This window comes from Streptomyces verrucosisporus, assembly GCF_017114865.1.
GTDB lineage: Bacteria > Actinomycetota > Actinomycetes > Streptomycetales > Streptomycetaceae > Streptomyces > Streptomyces fenghuangensis.
On record NZ_JADEYH010000006.1, the window covers coordinates 151,870 to 175,707 of the forward strand.

Genomic DNA, 23,838 nt, shown 5'->3' on the forward strand with positions numbered 1-23,838 from the left:
CGAGGGGTGTGAGGGGCGGTATGACGGACGAGGCGGTCGCGGGCGGCGGTGCGCGTACGGAATCCGGCAGGGAGCCGGTACCGGAAGCCGTGCTGGAGTCGGCCCTGGAGTCCGTGGTGGTGCATGCCGTCGGGGCCGTGTGCGTCCGGCGCGCCCGCTGCGCCCTGCCGCGGGGCCCGAAGGCTCCGGACGCGGTCGTGCGCGTCCGGGCGGAGGGGCTGCCGATCGCCCTGTACGACCACTCGCTGCGCGGCCGGGTCGTCTCCGGACCGCCCGGGCTGCGGGTGACCGACGTACGGCCGGTGCGGTCCGCCGCTCCCCGGCAGGATCGCGAACTGCCCTCCTTGAAGCTGGAGTTGGAGGAGGCCGAGAACCGGCTGGACCGGCTGCGCGAGCGGCACGGCCGGCTCACCGCGGAGATCGGGAAGGTGGCCGAGCTGCGGGCCGTGCCGCCGCGGCCCCGCCGCGGGGACCCGCCCCGCTGGGCTCCGGTGGAGTCCCTGCTGGCGCTGGCGAGTTTCGTGGACGGCCGGCTGGCGCTGCTCCAGGGGCGGCTGCGGGCGGTGGAGTCCGGACTGAGCGATGCCGAGCACGACGTCGACGTACTCACCCACCGTCTGGAAGCGGCCTCCAGCGCGCTGCCCGCCACGCGGGCGGGCGAGTCGGCCGCCGCCGTCCTGACCCTGGAACGGGCCGGGGACGGCGCGCCGCACGGCGGCGGAGGCGAACAGGACTGCCCCGAGGTGGAGTTGGAGATCGAGTACCACGTGCCCGGGGCCACCTGGTCGCCGGTGTACCAGTTGCGGCTGGACGGCACGGACTCCGCCTCCGGCGGGACGCTCGTCCTGCGGGCCTGCGTGGCCCAGCGCACCGGCGAGGACTGGACGGGCGTACGGCTGGGCCTGTCCACCGCCGACCTGCTGCGGCCTGCGGACGTCCCCCGGCTGCGGTCGCTGCGGATCGGACGTCGCCAGGAGGAGTCCGCCGCGCGGGGGTGGCGCGAACCCCCGCCGGGGCTGGAGGAGTTGTTCGCCGGTTACGACGCGGCTCTCCCGCCGGGGCCGCCGCCCGGCCCCGTGCCGGTCCGGGCCGGCGGGGCGCCGCCCGCCTCCGCGGCCTTGCCGCTCCCGGCCGGCGCGGCCGCGGCGCCGGGTGCCGCGCCGGAGCCGGGCACGCCCCGGACACCCCACCGGGCCGAGCGCGGGTTCGCCGCGTACGGCGCCCCCGCCGCGGCCTCCGCGCCGCTCGTCCCGGCCGTGCCCGGAGCTCCGGGAGCGGTGGCCGTCCCCCTCCCGCCCTCCCCGCCGGTCCCGGCCGAGGGCATGCTCGACTACCTGGGCCTGACGCTGGCCGGCCCGGACGAGCCCGGCCGGCGCGGCAGGCTGTGGCCCGCTCAGGGGAAGACGAGCGCGGCCGTCGCCGAGCACCGGCGGCGGGCCGAGTCCGTGGCACGGCCGGCGCGGCCCGCCCAAGCGGCCGACGTACGTCGGTCCGCCGGCTCCTTCCACCACCGCTACGACACGGCCGCACCCGTGGACGTGGCCGCGGACGGGGCCTGGCACACCGTCCCCGTCCGCGAGATCCCGGTGGAGACGGTGACGGAGTACGTGTGCGTGCCGTCGGTGGACCCGACCGTGTACGGCACGGTGCTGCTGACCAACGCCTCCCGCCACCCGCTGCCGGCCGGGCCGGCCGACGTCGTCGTGGACGGCGACTTCGTCCTCACCGCGCCGCTGCCCACCCTCGCGCCCGGAGAGTGCCGCAGGGTGGGGATCGGCGCGGTCGAGAGCGTGAAGGCGGCGCGGCGTACGCGTCTGCGCGAGTCCGCCGCCGGGCTGCGCGGCGGGACGACGGTGCTCGGCCACACGGTCGAGGTCGAGCTCGCCAACCGCCTCGCGCACCGGGTCACGGTGGAGGTGCGCGAACGCGTGCCCGTCGGCGCCGACAAGGAGGTGCGGGTCGAGGAGCGCCCGGCCGAGCCGCCCTGGACGGACCCCGGCAGGCCCCTCGACGGCGGTGACGGCGGTGACGGCCACCATGTGCGCGGGGCGCGGATCTGGCGGGTGGAGCTGGAGCCGGGCCGGACCACCGTCCTCACGGGCGGATACGAGGTGCGGTTCCCCTCGGGGAAGGCACTGGTCGGCGGGAACCGGAGGGACCGATCCACACCATGACCCGAGCACCCCAGGACACGGCCGGCCCCGGCGCGCCGGCCTCCCGCCCGGAACCGGTCCCTCTGCCGGTCACCGCCGTGACGTGCATGGAGGACCGGGCCCAGGTGGAGCGGCACGGGAGCGTCGAACTGGCAGCGGGCGCGCAGCGGCTGCTGGTCGGTCCGGTGACGCCGCTGGCCGTGGACCGCTCCCTGCGCGCGGAGGTGCCGGCCGGGGAGGGCGGTGCGGGCGGCGTCAGGGTCGTCGACGCCCGGGTGGTGCGCACGTACGCGCCCCCGCGCCCCGGGCACCTGGGCGAGGACGCCTCGGAGCCGCGCCGCAGGGTCCACGATCTGGAGGAGGAGCTGCGCGACGCCCGGTGGCTGCGGCAGCGGCTGGAGAGCCGCCTCGCGGTCGTCGCCCAGGCCAGGGCGGACCTGTACCGCGACGTCACCGAGGGCGCCGGGGCCGGTTCGGCCGACCCGGAGCGCTGGGCGGACCGCATGGAGCGGATCGACGAGGAGGACGAGGCGCGCTCCGGTGAGCTGCGTCTGCTGCGGCGCCGGCTGCTCGGTGCGGCGGAGGAACTGGAGGAAGCGCGCCGGGCTCTGCGGCGCTCCGAGGAGGAGCCGCAGGAACTGACGGCGGTCGTCGAGGTGGTGGTCGAGGCCGACCGCCCCGGGCCCGCCGTGCTGCGTCTGACCCATCTGGTGCCCTGCGCCCTGTGGCGGCCGGCGTACCGGGCGACGCTGGCCGGGGACGAGCGGTCGGTGCGCCTGGAGACCGACGCGGTGGTGTGGCAGCGCACCGGCGAGGACTGGAAGGGGGTGCGGCTGTCGCTGTCCACCGCCCGGCCCACCCTCGCCGCCGGTCCCCCGGCGCTGCACGAGGACGAGCTGGTGCTGCGGGAGCGCTCGTCCGCGGAGCGGCGCACGGTGAAGGTGGATCTGCGCGAGGAGGAGGTGCGCACGGTCGGGAACGGGCCGAACGGAGACGGACAGGACGGGGCGGACGCGGAGCTTCCGGGGCTGTCGGACGGCGGCGAGGTGCGGGTGATGACCGCCGCGGCGCCCGTCGACGTGGCCTGTGACGGGCGCCCCCACCGGGTGCCCCTGTCGGCGTTCACCGCGCCGTGCCGCACCGGGCTGGAGTGCGCCCCCGAGCTGTCGCCGCTGGTGACCAGGGTGGCCAGAGTGGCCAACGGGGCCGGGCACGTGCTGCTGGCCGGGCCGGTGGACCTGGTGCACGGTGGCGGGTTCACCGGGCGCGGCGAACTGCCGTTCACCGGGCGGGGCGAGGAGGTCTCGCTGGCCTTCGGCGGCGAGGACACCTACCGGGTGGTGCGCCATGTCGAGGAGAGCCGCGGCACCGCGGGCCTGAGCGGCGTCAACCACCGCACGGTGATCACGCGTACGGTGCGGCTGTTCGTCTCCCGGCTGGACTCCTCCCCGCAGGGGGAGGCGGCGGTCGTGGTGGTCCGCGAGCGTGTTCCGGTCTCGGAGGTCTCCGCCGTCGAGGTGCGGCTGCGAATGGGAGCGTGCCTGCCGGAGCCCGACGAGGGCATGGACGCGGAGGGCATGGTGCGTTACACGCTCCGTCTGGCTCCCGGCGAGAGGCGCGAGATCACGCTGGAGTACGAACTCACGGCCTCGGACGGCGTCGTGGGGCTCTGACGGCTGTGGGGCTGTGATGGATTCGGCGGATTCCGCGGGTCTTCCCATAGCACATCCGGCATCCGGTGTTCAAGGGCCTCGCGGACGGTCCGCTACGTTCGCCGCATGGACTTCTCCGCAGCCCTGGAGCTTCTGAGGGACGGCCGCCGTGTGGCGCGCCGCAGCTGGATCCAGCCGGGCAAGTACGTCTACCTGGAACCGGAGTCGGTCTGTGCCTGCCCCGACGGGCGGAGCCGGCCGCTCGCCGCCCATCTGCGGTTCGTCACCGCCGACGGCACGGTGCAGGCCGGGGTGCAGCCGTCGCACGCCGGCCTGCTGGCCGACGACTGGTACGACGTCGACGCGCCGGAGGAGGCCGACGGGGCCTGATCGCCCGTCACATCTCGCCGCGCACCATGGCCAGCAGCCGGTTGTAGACGGCGGGGTCCACCCGTACGCCGTCGTGCGCGTGGGCGTTGGTGATCCAGGGGCGCAGGCCGCGTACGGCGGCGGCGGTGCGCAGGGAGTGCTCGCGGTCGACGTACATGTCGTCGTGGTAGACGGCCGCCGCCACCGGCACCCGGTTGGCGGCCAGGCGGTCGGCGTCGTACAGCGCGGGCCAGTCGGTGCGCCCGGCGATCAGGTGGGCGGCCTCCCGCAACGGCTCCAGCGCCGGGTCCTCCTCGAAGTGCCAGGGGTAGACCATCTCCCCGGTGAAGCGCAGCGGACCGCCGCGCGAGGCGTCGAAGGCGGGGAACTCCTCACGGACCCGGTGCGCGGACCAGGCGGTGGGCCGGTCGCCCTGGGCGTAGATGGCCTCGTGCAGGACGGCGTACAGGGGGCGTTCGGCGTAGGAGACGGCGGCCTCGACGCCGCGCAGGAAGGTGTCGGACAGCTCCGGTCCGCGCGCGCCCGGCACGAGCGCGGTCTCCAGCAGGTAGTGCAGGGAGTCGAAGGAGGAGACGCCGCCGAAGGCGGTGCCCAGGGTCTGGAAGCGGCGCACGGTCAGCCGTTCGCCGGTGGGCAGCCGTACGTCCTCGCGCTCCAGGTGCCCGGCCACGGCGTCGGCCAGGCGCTGGTCGCCGGGGTAGCGGCCGAAGTAGCGCTCGTTGTGGTCCGCCACACGGGCGTAGGCGGCGCGGTAGACGTCGTCGGCGTGTGCGCTCAGGGAGGGCAGGCCGCCGGTGATCATCACCTTCTCCAGTCCCTCGGGTGCCAGGGACAGGTAGGTCAGGGCGCAGAAGCCGCCGAAGCTCTGGCCGAGCACCGTCCAGGGGCGGTCCTGCTCGCCGTCGGCGGCGAGGTGGCGGCGCAGCAGTTCGGCGTCGCGGACGATGGAGTCGGCGCGGAAGTGCGCCAGGTGGGCGGCGGTGGCGGCGGCGTCCGGGAGGGTGGCGAGGGTGCGGCGGTCGGCCGGGGTGCTGCGGCCGGTGCCGCGCTGGTCCATCAGGACGACGCGGTGGTCGCGCAGCGCCTCGCGCAGCCAGGCCCCCGGGGCGTTCGGCCGCTCGGCCCGGTGACCGGGGCCGCCCTGGAGCCACAGCAGCCGGGGCAGGTCCTCCCCCTCCCGTCCGGCGGCGGTCACCTCGCGGGCGAACAGGGTGATCTCCGGGCCGTCCGGGCGGGCGTGGTCCAGGGGCACCCGGAGGGTGTGGTCGGCGCAGACGAGTCCGTTGTGGCGGTAGACGGCCGTGTCCATGGTGCTTGAGGCTCCTCGTGCCGGGGTCGGGATGCGGGGCGTGCGCCGGACGGCTTCGTTCGCACCGTACGCGGCACACGCCCCCTCGGGACACAGGCTCCCGCGAACGGGTGCCGCCGGGCGGTCCGGCCGGCTCCGCCCGTCCGGGCGAACGGGCCGGCGCCGCTCAGGTCCGCAGGTAGGAGGCCCCGTTCAGGTCCAGTACGGCGCCCGCGCTCCACTGGGCCCGCGGGGACGCCAGCCACAGCACCGCCTCGGCCACCTCCTCGGGCGAGGCCACCCGCCCGTACGGGCTCTGCGCGCGGATGGCCTCCCCTTCGGCGCCGGCCAGGCGGTGGGTGACGCGTTCGGTGTCGATGAAGCCCGGCGCCACCGAGGTGACGGCGATGCCGTACGGGGCGAGGGCGACGGCCAGGGACTGGCCCAGCGCGTGGACGGCGGCCTTGGTGGCACCGTAGGCGGGGTGGTCGGGCTCGCCGCGGAACGCCCCGCGCGAGCCGACGTTGACGATCCGGCCGCCGGTGCCCTGGCCGATCATGTGGCGGGCGGCGGCGTGGCTGAGGTTCGCCGTGCCGAGCAGGTTGACGTCCACGTGCCGCCGCCAGGCCTCGCACCAGTCCTCGTACCCCGTGGTCGCGGGCGGGTGCGGGGTGTTGACGGCCGCGTTGTTCACCAGGACGTCCAGGCCGCCCAGCACCTCGGCCGCCGCGTCCGCGAGGTCGGCGGTCTGCCGCGGGTCGGCCAGGTCCGCGCCGAGCAGGGCGTGGCCGTCGCCGGGCAGGGAGGCCAGGGTGGCCTCGGCGTCCTTCCGGCGGCTGCCGTGGTGTACGGCCACCGTGTCGCCGTTGGCGGCGAACGCCCGCGCCACCGCCCGGCCCAGCCCCCTGGACGCGCCACTGACCAGCACGCGCCGGCCGCTGCCGGGGAATCCGTTCTCGGCGGTGGGCGTCTCGGATCCGTCGGGGTGCTGCACGGTGGGGCTCCTGGGTGGGGCTGGGGTGCGGCCGTCGGCCGTCGGGCGCCCACACCCTAATCCGGGTGCGCGTGCGGCGGCGGGCGGGTGAGACTGGGTGGCGTGGAGCATGACGTGCGGGAGTTCGCGGAGGAACCGCTGGCGGGCGGCAACGTCAGCGCGGGCGTCGTCCGGGTGGGCGACACCGTACGCCGCCCCGCGGGGCCCTGGACGCCCGCCGTGCACGCCCTGCTGGAGCACCTCCACGGGGCCGGGTTCCGGGGGGCGCCCCGGCCGCTGGGCGTCGACGCCCGCGGACGCGAGGTGCTCACGTACCTGCCGGGCCGGACCGTGTGGCCGGACCGCTTCTCCCTGCTGGACCCGGTCCACCGGCTGGAGCGGGTGGCACGTCTGGTCCGGGAGTTCCACGACGCCGTGGCGGGTTTCACCCCGCCGCCCGGCGCCCGCTGGCAGCGGCTGATCCCCGCCGAGGGGCACGAGATCATCGCCCACCACGATCTGGCCCCGTGGAACCTGGTGTCCGACGGCGGCCGGGAGTGGGCGTTCATCGACTGGGACGGCGCGGCGCCCGGCTCCCGCCTGGAGGATCTGGCCTACGCCGCCCACGGCTTCGTCCCGCTGTCGGCGAATCCGGCCTTCCGGCGCGCGAACGCCGGGGCAAGGCTGCGGGCCTTCGCCGGCGCCTACGGGCTGGACGAGGACGAACGCCGCCGTCTGGCGCCCCTGCTGGGGCGCCGTACCCGCGCCATGCACGACTTCCTGCGGGACCGGGCCTCACACGGCGTCCAGCCGTGGGCGAGGCTGTGGGACGAGGGCCACGGGGAGACGTGGCGGCGGGACGCCGAGTACACCGAGCGGCGCGAGCGGCTCTGGCTGGACGCCCTGCTCGGCGGCTGAGGCCGCCGGTCCTCCGGCACGCCCTCCCCGTACAGCCGCGTGTGGGCCGTTCTCCGCCGGGAAACCGTCAGGAGCGCGCCGAGGCGCATCCCCTCGGCACGGCGCCGAAGGGAGTGGTGATGGCGACTGGCAGCCCCGTGGAACCGTCGGTGGGTACGGGCACGGTCACGACGTCCGTGCCTGCCCGGCTCGACCGCCTGCCGTGGTCGCGCTGGCACTGGATGATCGTGATCGGGCTCGGCACGGTGTGGATCCTCGACGGCCTGGAGGTCACGGTCGTCGGCAACATCGCCGGGCGGCTGGCGGAGGAGGGCAGCGGACTGCCCATCACCTCCGCCGAGGTGACCGGCATCGCGGCGGCCCTGTATGTGGCCGGAGCCTGTTCGGGGGCGCTGTTCTTCGGCTGGCTGACCGACCGCTACGGCCGCAAGAAGCTCTTCATCATCACCCTGGCCGTCTATCTGGGCGCCACCGCGCTGACCGCGCTGTCCTTCTCCAGCTGGTGGTTCTTCGCCTGCCGCTTCCTGACGGGCTTCGGCATCGGCGGCGAGTACGCGGCGATCAACTCCGCGATCGACGAGCTGATCCCCTCCAAGTACCGCGGCCGCATCGACCTGATCATCAACGGCAGCTTCTGGCTGGGCGCGGTGGGCGGCTCGCTGCTGTCCGTCGTGATGCTGGACACCGACGTCTTCGCCCTCGACGTCGGCTGGCGGCTGACCTTCGCGCTCGGCGTCGTCTTCGGTCTGGCCATCCTGCTGGTGCGCCGCCATGTGCCCGAGAGCCCGCGGTGGCAGTTCATCCACGGGCAGGGCGACAAGGCCGAGAAGCTGGTGGGCGAGGTCGAGGAGGGCATCCGCGCCGAGAAAGGTGCCGAACTGCCGCCGCCGGCCGGTGAGATCACCATCCACACGCGCCGCGGCATCGGCTTCGGGACGATCGCCCGCACGGTCTTCTCCCACTACCGCAAGCGCGCGGTGCTGGGGCTGTCCCTCTTCGTCGGCCAGGCGTTCCTCTACAACGCCATCACCTTCGGCTTCGGCGCGATCCTGACCACGTTCTTCGACGTGGGCACCGGTTCGACCGGCTACTACTTCGCGGTCATCGCCGTCGGCAACTTCTTCGGCCCGCTGCTGCTGGGCAGGTTCTTCGACACCGTCGGCCGCCGCGTGATGATCTCCGGCACGTACATCCTCTCCGGACTGCTGCTCTTCGTGACCGCCTGGCTGTTCGGCGGCGGCCATCTGAGCGCCACCACGCTGACGGCCTGCTGGTGCGTGGTGCTGTTCTTCGCCTCGGCCGGGGCCAGTTCGGCCTATCTGACGGTCAGCGAGGTCTTCCCGATGGAGACGCGGGCGATGGCGATCGCCTTCTTCTACGCCATCGGTACGGCCGCGGGCGGAATCAGCGGTCCGCTGATCTTCGCCAGGCTCACCGAGTCCGGCGTCCTCTCGGACACCGTGCTCGCCTTCCAGATCGGCGCCGGGCTGATGACCGCGGCCGGGCTGGTGGCCGTCCTCCTGGCGGTGCCGGCCGAGCGGCGGGCGCTGGAGGACATCGCGGTGCCGCTGTCGGCGCAGGTGACGCCCGCCCCGGGCAGGCGCGGGTGACACCGGCCCCGGAACGGGGTGGAAGGGGGGCGCTGCGGCGCCCCCCTTCCACCCCGTTCCGGGGTCCCGCTCAGGATCCGGCCGAGCGCGGCGACAGCGCACGGATGCGCTGGTCCAGCTCGCCGCTGTAGAACTCCATGAAGCCGTCCGGGTCGGGGCCGGCGTTCATCAGCACCAGCCGGTCGAAGCCCGCGTCGACGTACTGCTGCGCCATCTCCACGAACCGGGCCGGGTCAGGGCCGCAGGCGAAGTTGGCGAGCATGTCCTCCTCGCGGACGGTGGTGGTGGCGGCCGCGAAGTTGACCGGATTGGGCAGCTCGCTCATGACCTTCCAGCCGGTGACGGCCCACCGGGTGGTCTCCAGGACGGCCCGGGCCGCGGTGTGCTCGTCGAGCGCCCAGGCCATGGGCACCTCGGCGTAGGCGGGGCCGGAGCCGCCGGCATCGTGGTAGCGGCGCAGGATCTCCGGCTTGGCCTCGGTCGCGAACAGCCCGTCGCCGAGTTCGGCGGCGATCCGCGCCGACGGGCGGCCGCTGGCGGCCACCGCGATCAGCGGGAGCTCCTCGGGGAGGTCGAAGATCCGCGCGTCCTCCAGGTGCAGGTGCTTGCCCTCGTAGGACCGGTATCCGCCGCGCCACAGCAGCCGGATGATCTCCAGGGCCTCGCGGAGCATCTCGTGGCGCGCGGCGACGGCGGGGAAGCCCCGGCCGACGACGTGCTCGTTGAGCCGCTCGCCGGCGCCGACGCCGAGGACGAACCGGCCCTCCGAGAGCAGGGCGAGCGTCGCGGCGGCCTGGGCGATGATCGCCGGGTGGTACCGCACGGTCGGACAGGTCACGCCGGTCGCCAGTCCGATGCGCTCGGTCCTCGCCGCGATGGTGCCCAGGACCGTCCAGGCGAACGGCGAGTGGCCCTGGTTGTCGAGCCACGGGTGGTAGTGGTCACTGATCTCGACGAAGTCGAAACCGGCCTGCTCCGCGCGGACCGCCTGCCGGACGAGTTCGGCGGGCCCGAACGCCTCCGCCGCCAGTTTGTAGCCGATCTGCATCTGTTCCTCTGTCCCTCGCCGTACGTCGCCGTACGTGGTGCCGTTCGGTTGCCGCTCGCGGCGGGTTCCCGCGGCACGCGGCGCGAAACGGCGCGGTGGGCCATGTGGGCGAGGGACGGCGGGGGGAGAGGACCGGGCGTGGAGGCACGGGGTGCTGGGCGTGAGGCGCGGGGGTGTGAGGCGCGGGCCCCGCGCTCACCGGTTCAAAGGTCGAACTCGTGCGGGGGCAGGTCCAGTGCCTGGCAGACCTCGCGGACCACGGCCCGTTCGGCGAGGTCGAAGCGGCCGTCGGCGCCCGCTATGACGATGCCGATCTGGACGACGGCTCGCGCCTCCAGCGGCTTCCTCCTGGCCTTGGCGATCTCCTTGAGGGCGTCGGCCCTGCCGCTCTCGCGGTCGGCGGCGATCGCGTCCAGCCGGTCCTCGAAGAGGCTCCGCAGCTCGTCGGCGGGGAAGTTCCTCAGCACCTCGTTGTTGGCGATCAGGTAGGAGACACGGCGCCGCTCGGCCGGGTCGACCCTGCCGTCGGCCGCGGCGACGAGTGCGCACACCGCCATGGACGCGTCGCGGAACGCGCCGCCCCTGAGTTCGTTCCTCCTCTCCTCCAACTGGGCCTGCATCGTCTGTGCGGATTCCTTGAGGCGGTTCCACAGGGCCATGGGCACACTCCGTACGTCGCTCGAGAGGTCCGGGCCGTGCGCCGTCCGGACCGTCCGCCCGGCGGGGGCGGCGTGGAGCCACGGCCGTCCGTGCGCCGTTCGGCTCCGGGGGAAGGATAGGAGTGCCGCGCCGGCTCCGGCGACATCGCCCCTGGCCGGAGGGGTGAACATGCCGATCTGGTGATACGGCGTCAGGGGGCTGGCGCACGTTGCCCTTCGGGGCCTCCGGAAGACCGAACGCGGATCGTTTTCCCGCGGTCGGCCGGGTGTGAGCGGCGGATCGCCGGGCATGCGCACGGTACGGCCGCGCCCGCGACGCCCCTCCCCCTCGTCGCGGCGCGGCCTTGTGCTGTCCGGCCGGGTCCCGCAGCCGCTGGAAGGGCCCTTCACTCCGTCCGGAAAACTACCGAAATTTTCGAGCGGTCACATGTCTCGACCGGGTCCAAGGTCTCCCCAAATGCCTCAACACCCTGGCCAACAAAGGGGAATGAACCTCGACACCGTCCGAAACTTTTCCGGAAGGAAGCATTGACGCTGGCTTGCGGTCAGCGCATACTCCACTTCGATCGTTGCCGATCGCCATGGACCTGTCACCGGCCTAGTGCCAGGTGGCGGGCCCTGGAGTCGCGAGCGGCACCCACCGGCCCGACGGCGTCCCGTTCTGCCCCGGCAGGACGATGACGGGCCACGGACGAAGGGACCCCAGTGATCGACACCCCCCGCACCTCCCCGGAGCCCAGAACACCAGGCCGGCGCGGCCGCTCCGCGCTGCGCAACGCGCTGGTCGTGGGCGCCACCCTGGCGCTGGCGGCCGCAGGCACCGTCACCGCTCTGACCGGCACCGCCTCCGCCGCCTCCACCCTGGCCGGGGCGGCGGCGGAGCAGGGCCGCTACTTCGGCACCGCGATCGCCGCCGGCCGGATGGGCGAGTCGGACTACATGAGCGTCCTGAACCGGGAGTTCGACTCGATCACCGCCGAGAACGCGATGAAGTGGGACGCCCTGCAGCCCTCCCGCAACTCGTTCAACTTCTCCACCGCCGACCGGATCGCCAACCACGCCCGCAGCCAGGGCATGAAGCTGCGCGGCCACACCCTGGTGTGGCACTCCCAGCTGCCGAGCTGGGTGACCAGCCTGTCCACGAACGACCTGCGCTCGACGATGAACAACCACATCAACCGGGTGATGGGCCAGTACAAGGGCCAGGTCCACTCCTGGGACGTGGTCAACGAGGCGTTCGAGGACGGCTCCAGCGGCGCGCGCCGCAACTCCGTCTTCCAGCAGCGCCTGGGCAACGGCTTCATCGAGGAGGCCTTCCGCACCGCCCGTGCCGCCGACCCGGACGCCAAGCTCTGCTACAACGACTACAACACCGACAACTGGAACCACGCCAAGACCCAGGCCGTGTACAACATGGTCAGGGACTTCAAGGCGCGCGGCGTGCCCATCGACTGCGTCGGCTTCCAGGCCCACTTCAACAGCGGCAACCCGGTGCCCAGCAACTACCACACCACCCTGCAGAACTTCGCCGACCTCGGCGTCGACGTCCAGATCACCGAGCTCGACATCGCCGGCTCCGGCTCCTCCCAGGCCGAGCAGTTCAAGGGCGTCACCCAGGCCTGCCTGGCCGTCTCCCGCTGCACCGGCATCACCGTCTGGGGCGTGACCGACAAGTACTCCTGGCGCTCCTCCGACACCCCGCTGCTCTTCGACGGCAACTACAACAAGAAGCCCGCCTACCAGGGCGTCATGGAGGCCCTCGGCGGCTCCGACGGCGGCGGGACCACGGGAGGCACCGACGGCGGGACCACCGGTGGCGGCGACACGGCCTCCTGCACCGTCACCTACGAGCAGACCGAACGATGGGGCGACCGCTTCAACGGCAGGGTGACCGTCAGGGCCGGCAGCGCCCCGATCACCAACTGGTCCACGACGGTGACCGTCACCTCGCCCCAGAAGATCTCCGCCACCTGGAACGGCACCCCGAGCTGGGACTCCAGCGGCAACGTCATGACCATGCGGCCCAGCGGGAACGGCACCCTGGCGGCCGGCTCCTCCACCAGCTTCGGCTTCACGGTGATGGCCAACGGCAACTGGAACGCGCCCCGGCTCGGTTCCTGCACCGCCTCCTGACCCCGGTCACGGCGGCTCCCGCACACACTCCCTCCCCCCACAACCGGTGGCGCGGCGGTCTTCGGACCGCCGCGCCACCGGCGCGTCGGCATCCTTCCGCATTCTTCCGCCCCCACCGCCCGGTGCGCCGCCCGCCCGAAGCCACCGGGCGGGCGGCGATGAGTTCCGGCGGCCCGGCCGGTCCACCCATCGGAAGGCGTTCGGCATCCGCACACCAGGAGGGCATGCCATGCAGAAGCAGAAGATCGCGACCTGTCTGTGGTTCGACGGCCGGGCCGAGGAGGCCGCCCGGTACTACACCTCTCTCTTCCCCGACTCCCGGATCACGGACGTCCAGCACTACGGCGAGGCCGGGCCGGGCGAGCCGGGATCGGTCATGACCGTCACCTTCGAGCTCGCGGGGCGTGAGTTCATCGCGCTCAACGGCGGCCCGGAGTTCACCTTCAGCGAGGCGATCTCGCTCTCGGTGGACTGCGCCGACCAGGCGGAGGTGGACGAGCTGTGGGCCAGGCTCACCGACGGCGGCGAGGAGAGCGTGTGCGGCTGGCTCAAGGACCGCTACGGCCTGTCGTGGCAGATCGTCCCGCGGGAACTGCCCGAACTGCTGGGCCACCCCGACCCAACGGTGTCCCAGCAGGTCATGAAGGCCATGCTGGGCATGAGGAAGATCGACGTCCAGGCCCTGCGGGAGGCCGCCGGAAAGTGACGCCCGGCATCCCCTCCGGCCCAAGCGGCCCGGGGCCGCTCGGGCCGGAGGGGCGCTCAGTCCGGGAGGGGGCGCTCCATGCGCACCAGGGCGTCGATCGCGTGGGCCTGTCCGCCCTCGGGGCCCGCCACCGGGCGGCGCACTCGTTCGGCACGCCGGGACGCCAGGCCCGATTCCGCGAGGTCCTCGCGGACCACCCAGCGGTTGGGCTCACCGCCCCAGACCAGATCCGCGGCCGCGTACCGCTCGTCCCACGCCCGGCTGTCCATCGTCCCTCCGATCCCTGCGCTCTCCGTCTCCCCGGGCGCCGGCCCCCTCCGCGCCCGCCTCCGGTCCCGTGCCGACCGTGCGTGGCGACCCCTCTGGACATTTATACCCCTAGGGGTATGGAAACGGAGGCGGTGTCCGCGCCCCGGCCTCTCCCGCCCACCCGGCGGAAGGAAGGAAGATCCGCGGTCGACGCCGTCCTGTACGCTGCCGAGTGTCCCCGGTTACCCGGTGGACCGCACGTTCGACACCGTGCGTCTCACGCCGACCGAGCGACCGAGCCCTGCGGAGGAGGGGGAACACAAGCGATGCACGTCTTCCGTCGCATCCCCGGCCTCTCCCCGAAGGTCCTCTGCGCCCTGGCACTGGCCCTCACCGCTCTGCTGACAGTGCTCTGCGTCCCGGCGTCGGCCTCCGCGGCCCATCAGGACCGCGCACTCGCCCCCGCCGGGTCCGCGCCCCTCGCGGAGGGGCCCCACCTCTCGGGGACGCCCGCGTACACCGACCGGGCCATGGCGGCGGTGACCGCGCCCACGGCGGGCGACGGCGACTCCCCCTCGTGCTCCGGCGACGAGGGCGCGCCGGCGGTCGTATCCGCCACGGGCGCGGGAGACCCCGTGGCAGCGCCCGAGGTTCACGGGCGCCGCGTGTCCGCGGACCCCGACATCCACGGCGCCCGGGCTCCCACGGGCCGGGCCGGGCCCGTCACGCACGCCCCGCACGCCTTCACCGTCCTGAGGATCTAGACCTGTCCCGGGGCCGCCTCCCGCGGCTCCCGCCGTCGTCATCGTTCACACGCGGTCCGCACACGGCCCTTCCGGTCCCCCGGTTCCGCGTCACGACAGGACAGGATCTCCCTCATGCTCTCCTCCCTCCCGCGTGCCCTGCGCACGGCCGGCACCGCCCTCGCGGCGTGGACCCCGCTGCGCTGGGGCGCCGCGGCGGGCGGCGCCGCCCTGACCGCCCTGCTGGTCGGCCTCCCCACCGCCGTCATCCCCAACCCGCTCTTCTCCCGGATGACGCCGACGCTGTGGTGGAACTACCCGACGCTCGCCGCCACCGCCCTGCTGGCCGGTATCGTCATCGCCACCTACGTCAAGGCCCCCACCGCACCCCGGGCATCGCGCTCGGGCTCCATCGGCGGTGTGCTGTCCTTCCTGGCCGTGGGCTGCCCGGTGTGCAACAAGTTCGTCCTCATCGCCCTGGGCACCTCCGGCGCGCTCGGCATCTGGGCCCCCGTCCAGCCGTTCCTCGCCCTGGCCTCGGTCGCTCTGCTGGCCGTGGCGGCGGTGAAGCGGCTGACCGGTGAGATCGCCTGCCGCACCCCCGTACGGGACGCGGCCCCCGCGGCCTGACCGCCTCCTCCCCGCTGTCCACCGCTTCCTCCCGTCCCTCCCGTTCCTCTCCGTTCTTCCCTGGAGCTTTGCCATGCCCGCCATGTCCAGCACGTCCACACGCCGCAAGCGCGGCACCCTGGCCGCCGTCGCCGTCCTCGTCCTCGCACTCGTCCTGGGTCTGGTCTCGGCCCTGGGCGCGGGCTCCGGTTCGGGTTCCGGCGACGAGCCCGCGGCCCGGGTGGAGACCCCGCGGAACACCGCACCCCCCAACGAGGACCTCCTCGCCCTCGCCCGCCGCGACGACGACGACCCGAACGCCATCGGCAGCACCGACGCCCCCGTGGTGCTGATCGAGTACGCCGACTTCCAGTGCCCGTTCTGCGGGAAGTTCGCCCGGGACACCGAGCCGGAGCTGATCGAGAAGTACGTCGACTCCGGTGTGCTGCGCATCGAGTGGCGCGACTTCCCGATCTTCGGCGAGGAGTCCGAGGCCGCCGCGCGGGCCGGGTACGCCGCCGGGCGGCAGGGCAGGTTCCGGGAGTTCCACGAGCTCGCCTTCGGCGAGGAGCGCAAGATGAACAGCGGCCACTTCGCCGGGGACAAGCTCGTGGAGATGGCCCGCGAGGCCGGGGTGAAGGACCTGGAGAAGTTCCGCTCCGACATGGACAGTGACGCCGCCGGCAAGGCGATCGAGCGCGACTCCCGGGAGGGCTACGAGCTGGGCGTCACCAGCACCCCGGCCTTCCTGGTCAACGACCGGCCCATCCTGGGCGCCCAGCCGACCGAGGTCTTCACCGACGCGATCGAGGACGCGAAGAAGGCCGCGGAGGCGCACGCCGAGTGAGCGACATCGGATATCTCGCCGCGTTCGCCGGCGGGCTGCTCGCCCTGCTCAGCCCCTGCAGCGCCCTGCTCCTGCCCGCCTTCTTCGCCTACTCCTTCAACAGCCCGGCCCGGCTGCTGGGCCGGACCGCGGTCTTCTACGGCGGCCTGTGCCTGACGCTCGTCCCGCTGGGCGCCGCCGGCTCCTTCGCCAGCCGGCTGTTCTACGGCAACCGCGACCTGCTGGTCACCGTCGCGGGCTGGACGGTCATCGCGCTCGGCGTCGCCCAGATCCTGGGCCTGGGGTTCGCTTCGCGCCGGATGCAGACGGCCGCGGCCGGCATCCGGCCCTCCTCTCCCCTGTCGGTCCTGGCCCTGGGCGCGGTGTACGGGCTGGCGGGCTTCTGCGCCGGGCCCATCCTGGGCGGCGTCCTGACCGTCGCCGCCGTCAGCGGCAGCCCCTGGTACGGCGGCGCCCTGCTGGCCGTCTACGCGCTGGGCATGGCCGTGCCCCTGTTCGTCCTGGCCCTGTTCTGGGAGCGCTTCGAGCTGGGGCGCAGGAAGTGGCTGCGCGGCCGCCCCCTGCGCGTCGGACGGCTGGAGACGCACAGCGTCTCGCTGCTGTCCGGACTGTTCTTCATCCTGCTGGGCGCCGTCTTCCTGGTCTTCGACGGCTCCTCGGCACTGCCCGCGCTGCTCGACGTCGACCAGGAGTTCGCCCTGCAGCGGTGGGTGGCGGACTGGGGCGGCGGCGTTCCCGACACGGTCGTGCCGGCCGGGATCGCCGCCCTGGCGGCCGCCGTTCTGCTGCTCCGGGCATGGCGCTCCCCCCGGCGGGGCGGCGGCAGCGGCGAGGGTGCCGGCGGGGCGGACGGCTCGGAGCGGAGACAGGGAGCCGCCGGCCGGACCGACTGACGTGGCCCCCTGGCCGGGTGCGGGTGGCCGGCCGGCCCCGGCCTCCGGCGAGGGACCCCGGCCGCTTACGGTCGGCCGCCGGGGTGGGACACCGCCCGTGCGCCGTCCGGCCCGGCGGTCCCGGACGGAGTGCTCCTACCGGCGGCCGGGTCCGGAAGGGCCCAGTTCGCGCAGCACCTGCTCCAGGGTGCCGAAGCCGACCGGCGGCGCGGGCAGGGGGCGGACGGGCTCGGCGCGCAGGCCGTCCAGCAGCAGGGCCAGACAGCGGCGCCACGCGGCGGGCTCGACCGCCTCGGAGGCCGGTACCGCCCGTCCCAGCGCCGCCAGGGCGAACAGCAGGTCCTCGGCGGTGACGTCCGGCCGCACCGCGCCCTGCTGCCGGGCGCGGCGGAGCAGGGCGTCCACCGTCTCGCGGTTGTGGGCCCGCAACTCCTCCAGAGAGGGGGACTCCTCGGCTCCGGTGGTCATCAGGTCGTTGGCCCCCCGGTCGGCGGCCAGGCCCTCGAAGATCCTCTCCAGGTAGGCGGTCAGCCCTTCCCAGGGGTCCTCGGCGAGCCGCGCCTCCTCCCCCATGCGCAGGGTCTCGGTGAGCGAGTCGCGGAAGACCGCCTCGATGAGCGCGCCGCGCGTGGGGAAGTGCCGGTAGAGGGTGGCGTTGCCGACCCCGGCCCGCCGGGCGATGTCGTCCAGCGGCGCCTCGACGCCCTGCTCGGCGTAGACCTCGCGGGCGGCGGCGATCAGCAGTTCCCTGTTGCGCCGCGCGTCCCGCCGCAGTGGCGCGGATCCGCTCGTCCCGCCTCTCCCGACCGTGCACATGGACGGCACCCTAACAGTAAAGCGTGGACCGCTCCCCGTTTCACTGCTACCGTCGCAAAACGGGGATCACTCCCCGGATGACTCGCCGACGCGCTCCCACCCACTTCTGGAGGCAGCCCATGATCGTGCCCGACCTCGGCCACCTGGCCCCCCCCCCGCGGCACGGACTTCACCGCCGACCCCCATCCCGTGTACGCCCTGCTGCGCGAGCGCGGCCCGGTCCACCGCTTCCCCACCGACCGGACCGGAGGCGTCTGGCTGGTCCTCGGCCACGACGCGGTGCGGGCCGCGCTCACCGATCCACGGCTGCGCAACGACATACGCCACTCGGCCGACCGGGAGGACGACGGCGGCCACTCGATCGGCCGGAACATGCTCCAGACCGACCCGCCCCACCACACCCGCCTGCGGCGACTGGTGGCCCGGGAGTTCACCGGCCGCCGCGTCGAGTCGCTGCGCCCGCGCATCAGGCGGATCGCGGACGACCTCGTGGACGCCGTGTCCGCTCGGGGCCGCACCGATCTGGTCGCCGCCTTCGCCATGCCGCTGCCGGTGGCCGTGATCTGCGAACTCCTCGGCGTCCCCGCCTCCGACCGGGCCGCTTTCCGGGACTGGTCGACCGGGATGGTCCACCCCGCCGACCCGGCCTCCGCGAACGCCGCCGCACAGGCCATGACGGACTACCTCACCGCCCTCGTCGAACAGAAGCTGAGGAGACCGGGCGACGACCTCCTGAGCGCCCTGGCCTCCACAGCCGCCCACGGGGAGGACGAGCTCTCCCCGGAGGAACCGCTCGGCATGGCGTTCCTCCTGCTCGTGGCCGGACACGAGACCACCGTCAACCTCATTTCGGGCGCCGTCCACGCCCTGCTCACCAACCCGGATCAGCTCGACGCCCTCCGCTGCGACCCCTCGCTGCTCTCCGGCGCCGTCGAGGAGACCCTGCGCCACGACGGCCCGGTGCTCACCTCGGCCTACCGTTTCACCGCCGAGCCCGTGGAGATCGGCGGCACCGTCGTCCCCGCCGGGGAGTCCGTGCTCGCCGTGCCGGCCTCGGCGTCCCGCGACCCGTCGCGCTTTCCCGACCCCGATCGCTTCGACATCCGCCGCGACACCCGGGGCCACTCGGCCTTCGGCCACGGCATCCACCACTGCCTGGGCGCACCGCTCGCCCGCCTGGAAGCCGCCGTCCCGCTGGAGTGCCTTCTGGAACGCCTTCCCGATCTCGCGCTCGACGCCGATCCCGCCGACCTCGCCTGGAGATCCGGAATGCTGCGGGGCCTGCGCCACCTGCCCGTGCGCTACACCCCTCGGCGCCCCGGGGAGCGCTGAGGGCCCGCGCGTCACGCCCCGGCGGTGGTCCAGGCGCGACGGAGCTGCTCGAAGCGGGTGGGCAGCGGGGGGCGCCGGCCGGCGTGGGCCGCGTTGGTGCGGTGGACGAAGCGGCGCCAGGAGAGCACCAGGCCCTGCCGGGTGATGGGCAGCCCGGCCGCGACCGTCACCCCGTTGTCGTGTGTGTGGTGGACCGTCAGCAGCAGCGCCTCGGGAACCGAGCCCTCCAGCTCGGCGCACAGGTCGGCGCGGACGTCCATCCAGCGGCGCAGCACCAGCACCGTGCCCGCGTCCAGGCCGTGCCGCCGCGGGACGCGGTGCTTGCCGTGTTCGACGTCCACCCGGCCCGCCCCCAGGTCCAGCGACCGCACCGTGCACCGCAGCAGGTCGCCGTAGCGTGCGCCGGAGGCCCGGGCCAGGCCGGTCACCACGGCCAGCCGCACCGTCTCCGGCTTCGCGCCCTCCTCCATGGCCTGGGAGGCCAGGGTCCGCCACACCCACTCGGCCTCCTCCAGTGACACCGGAGGTCTGGGGTAGCGGTCCTGTGCCGCCCCGCCAGGCTTCTCCGCCTGTTCCGCCTCTTCCGCCTGCCCGGTCGTCATGGTCTCCGTTCCGTCCGCGCCCGCTCGGGTCCCTCAGATTCAGGATTATCGTACGCTTGGCACATTATTTCTCTTCGATGATGACGTCACACCCGACGGGGCGGTCATGCCCGGGTGGTCAGCCGTCCGTGTGGATACGGCGCCCGGTGACGCGTTCGGCGCGGACGACCACCCACAGGTCTCGTTCCTCTCCCCCGGCCCAGGGCCCGCTGGGCTCCCGGTCGGCCAGGTGGCGGGTCTCCTCCTCGTCCGCGGCCCGGGCCCTGCCCACGACCAGGACGCTCCAGCCGCGCCGGAAGGCGTCGTCCACGTAGTCGACCTCGAACGCCACCTCGTGCCCCACAGCCGCCGAGGGCGCGGAGCCGGGCCTGGTGCGGAAGGCGATCACGCCGTCCGCGACCTGGTAGTTCACCGGGATGATGGCGGGCCCCTCGGCTGTGGTGACCGCGACGCGCCCCACACCGTGCGTGGAGAGCCTGGCCCAGCACTCCTCCTCGTCGAGCTCGAGGTACCGGGGGCGGCCCGGGGCCCGTCCCCGTCCGGGCGGGGCGCCGGTGCCGCCGCCTCGCAGCCACTCCACGGAGGTCTCCAGTGCGGCGGCCAGCCTGAGCAGCCCCGGCCCGCTCGGGGCGGAGGGGTGCTCCTCCAGGTACTGCAGATACCCCGGCGCCATGCCGGCCCGTACGGCGGCCTCCTCGCGGGTGAGGCCCAGCCGCTCGCGCTGGAGGGCCACCCGCCGGCCGATGTCCCCGGTGTCCGGCAGCTCGTGGTGCTCCTTGTCGGGCACGGCCACCGCCTCCTTCCTCGAGCCCTCCACCTGGTGCGGGCTCCGCCATGGCGATCGGGTACCCGATCGCGCCCCGCTCCATGGGGGCCGAAGGGGCACACTCGCGGACGGCGGACGGCGGGGCGGGTCAGACCTCGGCGGTGGGCACCAGTACCGCCCGGCCGTCGACCCGGCCGTCACGCAGCCGCTGGTAGACCTCGCCCGCCTCGCCGAGCGGGTGCACCTCCACATGCGGGCGGATCCGCCCGGCGCGGGCGAGGGCGACGACCTCGGCCAGTTCCGGCCGGGTGCCCCAGTACGGGATCGACACCGCGGCCTCGAAGGGCACGGCGCCGAAGGCGACGGGCAGCGTGCCGCCGGCCAGTCCGACGACGGTGATGTCGGCCTCCACGGCGGCGCACGCGGCGGCGGTGGCCATCGTGGCGTCGGCGCCGACGCAGTCCAGCACCAGGGTGGCGCCGAGGCCTCCGGTCAGCGTGCGGATCCGGTCCGCGTCCCCCTCTCCGGCGGGCACGCAGTGGTCGGCGCCCGCCCCGGCGGCCAGGTCGAGCTTGTCCGGGGCGAGGTCGACGGCGATGACGTCGACCGGGCTCAGCGCCTTGAGCAGCTGGACGGCCATGTGTCCCAGCCCGCCCACACCGATCACCACCGCCGCAGTTCCCGGCACCAGCTTGTGCAGGGAGCGCTTGATCGCGTGGTAGGGCGTCAGCGCGGCGTCGGTCAGCGGCGCGGCGGTGCGCGGGTCCAGGTCACCCAGCGGTACGAGCAGCCGGGTGGAGGGGACGAGCATGTACTCGGCCATGCCGCCGTCCAGGCCCAGCCCTCCGCCGGCGGCCCGCAGCTCGGCGGCCCGGTGGCAGTAGTTCTCCGCCCCCCGGGCGCAGGCGGGGCACACCCCGCAGCCCCAGGGGCCGTAGACCAGCACCGCGTCGCCCTCGCGCAGCCCGGTGTTCTGCGTACCCGGCCCCAGGGCGTGCACCCAGCCGGAGGTCTCGTGGCCCAGGGTGAAGGGCAGGTCGTAGGGCAGCGCGCCGGCGGGCCAGTCCATGACGTGCAGGTCGGAGTGGCACACCCCGGCGCCCGCCACCTTCAGCAGGACTTCTTCCGGGCCGGGTTCGGGTACCGGGACCCGGGTCACCTCCGGGGGCTTCTGCCAGCCGGTGAGCCGCACCGCGGTCATCTCGGACATCCGCTTCCTCCCATCCGTACACGGCCTCTAAGCCGTCCCGCCCCGCGGTACCCCTGGAGTACCGGTGCGACACCAAGGGCGCGGGGGCGCGGGTCAGTCGGCCAGGGCGGCCAGGGTGGCGTCCAGGTCGGCGGGCCGTGGGCGGTTGTGGGGCAGTTTGGCCAGTACGCGGGCCATGCCGCAGGTGTCGGTGAGGGCGGAGAAGACCAGGCCGCCTGCGATGCCCGCGGAGATCAGGCGGGCGGCCGGTTTGCGGCGGCCGGCGATCAGGCCCAGCAGGACCAGGGAGCCGGCGGTGAGCCGGACCTGCCGCTCCATGGCCCAGGCGGTACGGGCGCCGACGGGCCGGTGCAGGTCGTGGCCGCGCTCGGTCCAGGCGGCGGTGCCGCCCTCGAGGGTGGCGGCGGTGATGCCGTGCTCGGCCAGGACGGCGCAGGCGGTCGCCGAGCGGGCTCCGGAGGCGCACACCACCAGCAGGTCCCCGCGGGCGGAGGCGGTCCGCAGGGCGGGCAGTGCCTGCTGGAGGCGGTCCAGGGGGATGTTGTGGGCGCCGGGCAGGTGGCCGGAGGCGTACTCGCCGGGGGTGCGCACGTCGACCACGGTCAGCTCGTGTATGCGGGAGCTGCTCTGTTCGACGGTGAGTGCGGGGGTGGTGGACACGTGTGAGATGTTTCCTTCCGAACGCGGGGCAGGACGACCCGGCAGGTAGGGTACCCGGCGGGGTATGAAAGGGGAGGTTCCGTGGAACTGGCGATGGCGGCCGAGGAACTGAAGACGGTGGTCAACCGGCTGCGCCGGGCGCAGGGCCAGATCGCCGGAGTGATCAAGATGATCGAGGAGGGGCGGGACTGCGAGGAGGTCGTCACACAGCTGGCAGCGGCCTCCCGGGCACTGGACAAGGCCGGTTTCGCGGTCATCGCCACCGGTCTGCAGCGCTGTCTGACCGACAGCCCCGACGGTGATCCCGCGGCCGCCCTGGACCGCGAGCAGATGCGGGCCCGGCTGGAGAAGCTCTTCCTCTCCCTGGCCTGACCCCGGCCTCGCAGGTCCCGGCCGCGGGACCTGCGAGGGGTCACGGCAGGGCGTCGGCGAGCATCACGGCGGCCACCGCCAGCAGCACGGCCGCGAAGACCCGCTGCAGGACGCCGGCGGGGACCCTGGCCGCCAGCCGCCTGCCGTCCCACGCGCCCAGGACGGCCGTACCGGCGAAGGGCAGCAGCGCCGCCCAGTGGATGCCGTCGGCCGTATCACCGCGGGCGGCCAGGGCCGCCAGGGCGTTCACCACGATCACCAGCAGGCTGGTGCCCACCGCGGCCCGTATCGGCAGCGCCAGGACGGTGCGCAGGGCGGGCACGGCCAGGAAGCCCCCTCCGACGCCCAGCAGTCCGGTCAGCGCGCCCAGCCCGGCCCCCGCTCCGGCGGTCCGCAGCGGCCGTGCGCCGCCTTTCCCCGCGCCGTCCGCTCCGGCCGCCGACGCGCCGCGGAACATCACGGCCGCGGCAGCCGCGGCCACGGTCGCGAAGGCTCCGGTCAGCACGGCGGGGGGCACCTCGGTGGCCAGGGCGCCGGCGGCGGCCGCCGGCAGCAGCCCGGCGGCGGCGAAGACGGATCCGGCCTTCCAGCGCACCTGGCGGGCCCGGGCGTATGCGGCCAGGGCCGTCAGCGACATCGCGGTGACGATCAGCAGGGAGGCCGTGGTGGCCTCGGCCGGGGTGAAGCCGAGCAGGTAGATCAGGGCGGGCACGGTCAGGATGCTGCCTCCGGCCCCCAGCGCGCCCAGCGACCAGCCGACCACGGCCCCGGCCGCCAGGGCCAGGACCAGGGCCGGGACGGTCACGCGACGGTGCCGGGGCGTCCGCGCCCGTCGCGCACGGGCAGGCCCTGCCTCTCCCACGCGGCCATGCCCCCGGTGACGTCCACCGCCTCCACACCCCGCTCGGCCAGCAGCCTGGCGGCCTTCTGCGAGCGGTTGCCGGAACGGCAGACGGCCACCACGGGCTTGCCCTCCAGATGACCGGGCAGCTGCGCGCCCTCGACCAGACGGGACAGCGGCAGATGGACGGCGTACGGAGCGTGGCCGGCCTTCCACTCGGCGTCCTCGCGCACGTCCAGCAGGACGGCGTCGCCCTCGGCGGTACGCCGGTCGGCCTCGGCCGGGTCGACGCGGCCGGGGCCGCGGCGGAACAGGGACATGGTGCTCTCCTCCGGTGGGTGGTGCGGGTGGCGGGGGTGCGGGCCGGC

The 23,838-nt window shown here is 74.4% G+C and carries 25 protein-coding genes; 13 read left to right on the top strand and 12 right to left on the bottom strand.

The window, feature by feature from the left end:
- The first annotated feature begins 20 nt into the window (after positions 1 to 20).
- From IQ279_RS10150 to IQ279_RS10160, 3 genes are all read left to right on the top strand, one after another.
- A complete protein-coding gene (locus IQ279_RS10150) occupies positions 21 to 2,174 on the top strand; it encodes a DUF4139 domain-containing protein (protein ID WP_206348042.1) in 2,154 nt (717 codons plus the stop codon).
- Complete coding sequence (locus tag IQ279_RS10155) at positions 2,171 to 3,826, top strand: DUF4139 domain-containing protein (protein WP_206348043.1); 1,656 nt, start codon at positions 2,171 to 2,173, stop codon at positions 3,824 to 3,826. The genes IQ279_RS10150 and IQ279_RS10155 overlap by 4 nt, the downstream gene beginning before the upstream one ends.
- Positions 3,827 to 3,931: 105 nt before the next feature.
- Positions 3,932 to 4,195, top strand: coding sequence for a Thoeris anti-defense Tad2 family protein (locus IQ279_RS10160; protein ID WP_206348044.1), 264 nt, complete (start codon positions 3,932 to 3,934; stop codon positions 4,193 to 4,195).
- Between the two features lie 7 nt (positions 4,196 to 4,202).
- Here IQ279_RS10160 and IQ279_RS10165 read toward each other — a convergent pair whose 3' ends face one another.
- Together IQ279_RS10165 and IQ279_RS10170 are read right to left on the bottom strand one after the other, a co-directional pair.
- Entirely contained in the window at positions 4,203 to 5,504 is a 1,302-nt protein-coding gene (locus IQ279_RS10165; RefSeq protein WP_206348045.1) for an alpha/beta fold hydrolase, read from the bottom strand.
- 166 nt (positions 5,505 to 5,670) lie between these two features.
- Entirely contained in the window at positions 5,671 to 6,477 is an 807-nt protein-coding gene (locus IQ279_RS10170) for an SDR family NAD(P)-dependent oxidoreductase (protein ID WP_307792290.1), read from the bottom strand.
- Between the two features lie 102 nt (positions 6,478 to 6,579).
- Between IQ279_RS10170 and IQ279_RS10175 the strand changes: the two genes are divergently transcribed.
- Both IQ279_RS10175 and IQ279_RS10180 read left to right on the top strand, forming a co-directional pair.
- Positions 6,580 to 7,374: a phosphotransferase enzyme family protein gene (locus IQ279_RS10175; RefSeq protein WP_307792291.1), complete on the top strand. Its 795-nt coding sequence runs from the start codon at positions 6,580 to 6,582 to the stop codon at positions 7,372 to 7,374.
- 119 nt (positions 7,375 to 7,493) lie between these two features.
- Entirely contained in the window at positions 7,494 to 8,984 is a 1,491-nt protein-coding gene (locus tag IQ279_RS10180) for an MFS transporter (protein WP_206348047.1), read from the top strand.
- A gap of 70 nt (positions 8,985 to 9,054) precedes the next feature.
- Here IQ279_RS10180 and IQ279_RS10185 read toward each other — a convergent pair whose 3' ends face one another.
- Both IQ279_RS10185 and IQ279_RS10190 read right to left on the bottom strand, forming a co-directional pair.
- The gene (locus IQ279_RS10185) at positions 9,055 to 10,032 is read right to left on the bottom strand and encodes a TIGR03557 family F420-dependent LLM class oxidoreductase (RefSeq protein WP_206348048.1); all 978 of its coding nucleotides are present in this window, start codon (positions 10,030 to 10,032) and stop codon (positions 9,055 to 9,057) included.
- 203 nt (positions 10,033 to 10,235) lie between these two features.
- On the bottom strand, positions 10,236 to 10,691 hold the full coding sequence (locus IQ279_RS10190; RefSeq protein WP_206348049.1) for a tellurite resistance TerB family protein: 456 nt from the start codon (positions 10,689 to 10,691) through the stop codon (positions 10,236 to 10,238).
- Between the two features lie 708 nt (positions 10,692 to 11,399).
- On the opposite strand from IQ279_RS10190, the gene IQ279_RS10195 reads away from it, so the two are divergent.
- A complete protein-coding gene (locus IQ279_RS10195; RefSeq protein WP_372445117.1) occupies positions 11,400 to 12,824 on the top strand; it encodes a glycoside hydrolase family 10 protein in 1,425 nt (474 codons plus the stop codon).
- A gap of 229 nt (positions 12,825 to 13,053) precedes the next feature.
- The gene (locus tag IQ279_RS10200) at positions 13,054 to 13,530 is read left to right on the top strand and encodes a VOC family protein (RefSeq protein ID WP_206348050.1); all 477 of its coding nucleotides are present in this window, start codon (positions 13,054 to 13,056) and stop codon (positions 13,528 to 13,530) included.
- A 56-nt stretch (positions 13,531 to 13,586) separates the two neighbouring features.
- Here IQ279_RS10200 and IQ279_RS10205 read toward each other — a convergent pair whose 3' ends face one another.
- The gene (locus IQ279_RS10205; RefSeq protein WP_206348051.1) at positions 13,587 to 13,799 is read right to left on the bottom strand and encodes a hypothetical protein; all 213 of its coding nucleotides are present in this window, start codon (positions 13,797 to 13,799) and stop codon (positions 13,587 to 13,589) included.
- Positions 13,800 to 14,105: 306 nt separating this feature from the next.
- Here IQ279_RS10205 and IQ279_RS10210 point away from each other — a divergent pair, with 306 nt between their 5' ends.
- From IQ279_RS10210 to IQ279_RS10225, 4 genes are all read left to right on the top strand, one after another.
- The gene (locus IQ279_RS10210) at positions 14,106 to 14,543 is read left to right on the top strand and encodes a hypothetical protein (protein WP_206348052.1); all 438 of its coding nucleotides are present in this window, start codon (positions 14,106 to 14,108) and stop codon (positions 14,541 to 14,543) included.
- 114 nt (positions 14,544 to 14,657) lie between these two features.
- On the top strand, positions 14,658 to 15,152 hold the full coding sequence (locus tag IQ279_RS10215; protein WP_206348053.1) for a hypothetical protein: 495 nt from the start codon (positions 14,658 to 14,660) through the stop codon (positions 15,150 to 15,152).
- Positions 15,153 to 15,234: 82 nt separating this feature from the next.
- Positions 15,235 to 15,978 (top strand): DsbA family protein, encoded by a 744-nt coding sequence (locus IQ279_RS10220; protein WP_206348054.1) that lies wholly within the window; start codon positions 15,235 to 15,237, stop codon positions 15,976 to 15,978.
- Positions 15,975 to 16,871 (top strand): cytochrome c biogenesis CcdA family protein, encoded by an 897-nt coding sequence (locus tag IQ279_RS10225; RefSeq protein WP_206348055.1) that lies wholly within the window; start codon positions 15,975 to 15,977, stop codon positions 16,869 to 16,871. Before IQ279_RS10220 ends, IQ279_RS10225 begins: the two co-directional genes overlap by 4 nt.
- A 135-nt stretch (positions 16,872 to 17,006) precedes the next feature.
- Here the strand turns inward: IQ279_RS10225 and IQ279_RS10230 are convergent, their stop codons facing one another.
- Entirely contained in the window at positions 17,007 to 17,687 is a 681-nt protein-coding gene (locus tag IQ279_RS10230) for a TetR/AcrR family transcriptional regulator (protein ID WP_206348056.1), read from the bottom strand.
- Positions 17,688 to 17,876: 189 nt separating this feature from the next.
- Between IQ279_RS10230 and IQ279_RS10235 the strand changes: the two genes are divergently transcribed.
- Positions 17,877 to 19,019 (top strand): cytochrome P450 family protein, encoded by a 1,143-nt coding sequence (locus IQ279_RS10235; RefSeq protein ID WP_206348057.1) that lies wholly within the window; start codon positions 17,877 to 17,879, stop codon positions 19,017 to 19,019.
- A gap of 11 nt (positions 19,020 to 19,030) precedes the next feature.
- Here IQ279_RS10235 and IQ279_RS10240 read toward each other — a convergent pair whose 3' ends face one another.
- The 4 genes from IQ279_RS10240 to IQ279_RS10255 all read right to left on the bottom strand — a co-directional run bounded on the left by IQ279_RS10240 (position 19,031) and on the right by IQ279_RS10255 (position 22,257).
- Positions 19,031 to 19,621, bottom strand: a complete 591-nt coding sequence (locus IQ279_RS10240) for a tyrosine-type recombinase/integrase (RefSeq protein ID WP_206348058.1) — start codon at positions 19,619 to 19,621, stop codon at positions 19,031 to 19,033.
- 118 nt (positions 19,622 to 19,739) lie between these two features.
- A complete protein-coding gene (locus IQ279_RS10245; protein WP_307792292.1) occupies positions 19,740 to 20,408 on the bottom strand; it encodes a helix-turn-helix domain-containing protein in 669 nt (222 codons plus the stop codon).
- Between the two features lie 127 nt (positions 20,409 to 20,535).
- Positions 20,536 to 21,588, bottom strand: a complete 1,053-nt coding sequence (locus IQ279_RS10250) for an NAD(P)-dependent alcohol dehydrogenase (RefSeq protein ID WP_206348110.1) — start codon at positions 21,586 to 21,588, stop codon at positions 20,536 to 20,538.
- A 102-nt stretch (positions 21,589 to 21,690) separates the two neighbouring features.
- Positions 21,691 to 22,257, bottom strand: a complete 567-nt coding sequence (locus IQ279_RS10255; RefSeq protein ID WP_206348060.1) for a rhodanese-like domain-containing protein — start codon at positions 22,255 to 22,257, stop codon at positions 21,691 to 21,693.
- Positions 22,258 to 22,338: 81 nt separating this feature from the next.
- Here IQ279_RS10255 and IQ279_RS10260 point away from each other — a divergent pair, with 81 nt between their 5' ends.
- The gene (locus IQ279_RS10260; RefSeq protein WP_206348061.1) at positions 22,339 to 22,629 is read left to right on the top strand and encodes a metal-sensitive transcriptional regulator; all 291 of its coding nucleotides are present in this window, start codon (positions 22,339 to 22,341) and stop codon (positions 22,627 to 22,629) included.
- A gap of 40 nt (positions 22,630 to 22,669) precedes the next feature.
- Here the strand turns inward: IQ279_RS10260 and IQ279_RS10265 are convergent, their stop codons facing one another.
- Entirely contained in the window at positions 22,670 to 23,434 is a 765-nt protein-coding gene (locus tag IQ279_RS10265; protein ID WP_206348062.1) for a sulfite exporter TauE/SafE family protein, read from the bottom strand.
- Positions 23,431 to 23,790, bottom strand: a complete 360-nt coding sequence (locus IQ279_RS10270; protein WP_206348063.1) for a rhodanese-like domain-containing protein — start codon at positions 23,788 to 23,790, stop codon at positions 23,431 to 23,433. Before IQ279_RS10270 ends, IQ279_RS10265 begins: the two co-directional genes overlap by 4 nt.
- Positions 23,791 to 23,838: the final 48 nt, after the last annotated feature.

Bases quoted from the DNA above. Each gene is read 5' to 3' on its own strand.
- IQ279_RS10150 (WP_206348042.1), top strand. From the start codon at position 21: ATGACGGACGAGGCGGTCGCGGGCGGCGGTGCGCGTACGGAATCCGGC.
- IQ279_RS10155 (WP_206348043.1), top strand. From the start codon at position 2,171: ATGACCCGAGCACCCCAGGACACGGCCGGCCCCGGCGCGCCGGCCTCC.
- IQ279_RS10160 (WP_206348044.1), top strand. From the start codon at position 3,932: ATGGACTTCTCCGCAGCCCTGGAGCTTCTGAGGGACGGCCGCCGTGTG.
- IQ279_RS10165 (WP_206348045.1), bottom strand. From the start codon at position 5,504: ATGGACACGGCCGTCTACCGCCACAACGGACTCGTCTGCGCCGACCAC.
- IQ279_RS10180 (WP_206348047.1), top strand. From the start codon at position 7,494: ATGGCGACTGGCAGCCCCGTGGAACCGTCGGTGGGTACGGGCACGGTC.
- IQ279_RS10185 (WP_206348048.1), bottom strand. From the start codon at position 10,032: ATGCAGATCGGCTACAAACTGGCGGCGGAGGCGTTCGGGCCCGCCGAA.
- IQ279_RS10190 (WP_206348049.1), bottom strand. From the start codon at position 10,691: ATGGCCCTGTGGAACCGCCTCAAGGAATCCGCACAGACGATGCAGGCC.
- IQ279_RS10200 (WP_206348050.1), top strand. From the start codon at position 13,054: ATGCAGAAGCAGAAGATCGCGACCTGTCTGTGGTTCGACGGCCGGGCC.
- IQ279_RS10205 (WP_206348051.1), bottom strand. From the start codon at position 13,799: ATGGACAGCCGGGCGTGGGACGAGCGGTACGCGGCCGCGGATCTGGTC.
- IQ279_RS10210 (WP_206348052.1), top strand. From the start codon at position 14,106: ATGCACGTCTTCCGTCGCATCCCCGGCCTCTCCCCGAAGGTCCTCTGC.
- IQ279_RS10215 (WP_206348053.1), top strand. From the start codon at position 14,658: ATGCTCTCCTCCCTCCCGCGTGCCCTGCGCACGGCCGGCACCGCCCTC.
- IQ279_RS10220 (WP_206348054.1), top strand. From the start codon at position 15,235: ATGTCCAGCACGTCCACACGCCGCAAGCGCGGCACCCTGGCCGCCGTC.
- IQ279_RS10230 (WP_206348056.1), bottom strand. From the start codon at position 17,687: ATGTGCACGGTCGGGAGAGGCGGGACGAGCGGATCCGCGCCACTGCGG.
- IQ279_RS10240 (WP_206348058.1), bottom strand. From the start codon at position 19,621: ATGACGACCGGGCAGGCGGAAGAGGCGGAACAGGCGGAGAAGCCTGGC.
- IQ279_RS10250 (WP_206348110.1), bottom strand. From the start codon at position 21,588: ATGACCGCGGTGCGGCTCACCGGCTGGCAGAAGCCCCCGGAGGTGACC.
- IQ279_RS10270 (WP_206348063.1), bottom strand. From the start codon at position 23,790: ATGTCCCTGTTCCGCCGCGGCCCCGGCCGCGTCGACCCGGCCGAGGCC.